Source organism: Streptococcus sp. GMD1S, from assembly GCF_000296875.1.
Lineage (GTDB): Bacteria > Bacillota > Bacilli > Lactobacillales > Streptococcaceae > Streptococcus.
The window spans coordinates 1-1013 of record NZ_AJQY01000379.1 but is presented as its reverse complement, the minus strand read 5'-3'; the positions used below and the strand labels follow the sequence as shown (position 1 = coordinate 1013).

Sequence of the window (1013 nt, the reverse complement as noted above, 5' to 3'; positions counted from 1 at the left end):
CTCTTTGCTTTATATTTGATAGGTTTACTTGTTACTGGGGAGATGAAGGGAATTATCAAAGGATTAGCCAAACATCCTGTACTTCTCTTTTTTATTGCCTACAGTAGTATCATCTCTATCGTCGCTAAGAACTGGCTTGGATTGGTTGCATCTTTACTGATGTTTCTCTTCCTCATTTTCTTTAGTTTCTACCAGAAACGTCTGACACATGCTTTCTTTCGACTGATACTGCAGACAATCTTGTTTGGTAGTGTGCTCTCTGCGGCTTTTGCTACTTTGGAGCATTTCCAAATTGTAAAGAAATTTAACTATGCCTTTCTTTCGCCCAATATGCAGGTATGGCATCAGAATCGGGCAGAAGTGACCTTTTTTAATCCTAATTACTATGGAATTATTTGTTGTTTCTGTATCATGATTGCCTTCTATCTCTTTACAACGACCAAGTTGAATTGGTTGAAGGTATTCTGTGTGATTGCAGGCTTTGTTAATCTCTTTGGATTGAACTTTACTCAAAATCGAACTGCCTTTCCTGCTATTATCGCTGGAGCCATCATTTATCTCTTTACAACCATTAAAAACTGGAAGGCCTTTTGGCTTAGTATCGGGGTCTTTGCGATTGGCTTGAGTTTCCTTTTTTCTAGTGATTTGGGAGTTCGGATGGGGACTTTAGATTCCTCTATGGAAGAACGCATTTCTATCTGGGATGCTGGGATGGCCTTGTTTAAGCAAAATCCTTTTTGGGGGGAGGGGCCATTGACCTATATGCACTCTTATCCTCGGATAAATGCTCCTTATCATGAACATGCTCACAGCCTTTATATTGATACGATTCTGAGTTACGGAATTGTGGGAACCATTTTATTAGCTTTGTCTTCTGTTGCTCCTGTTCGTTTGATGATGGATATGAGTCAGGAGTCGGGGAAACGTCCAATTATCGGTCTTTATCTATCTTTCCTTACAGTGGTTGCTGTGCATGGAATCTTTGACTTGGCCCTTTTCTGGATTCAGTCAGG

Annotated in this window: 1 protein-coding gene; it reads left to right on the top strand. The window is 40.2% G+C overall.

Translation table 11 applies throughout. From position 1 onward, the window contains the following. Positions 1-1013: O-antigen ligase family protein (locus tag GMD1S_RS10475; protein ID WP_000652163.1), on the top strand; the 1013-nt coding region annotated here is incomplete at both ends.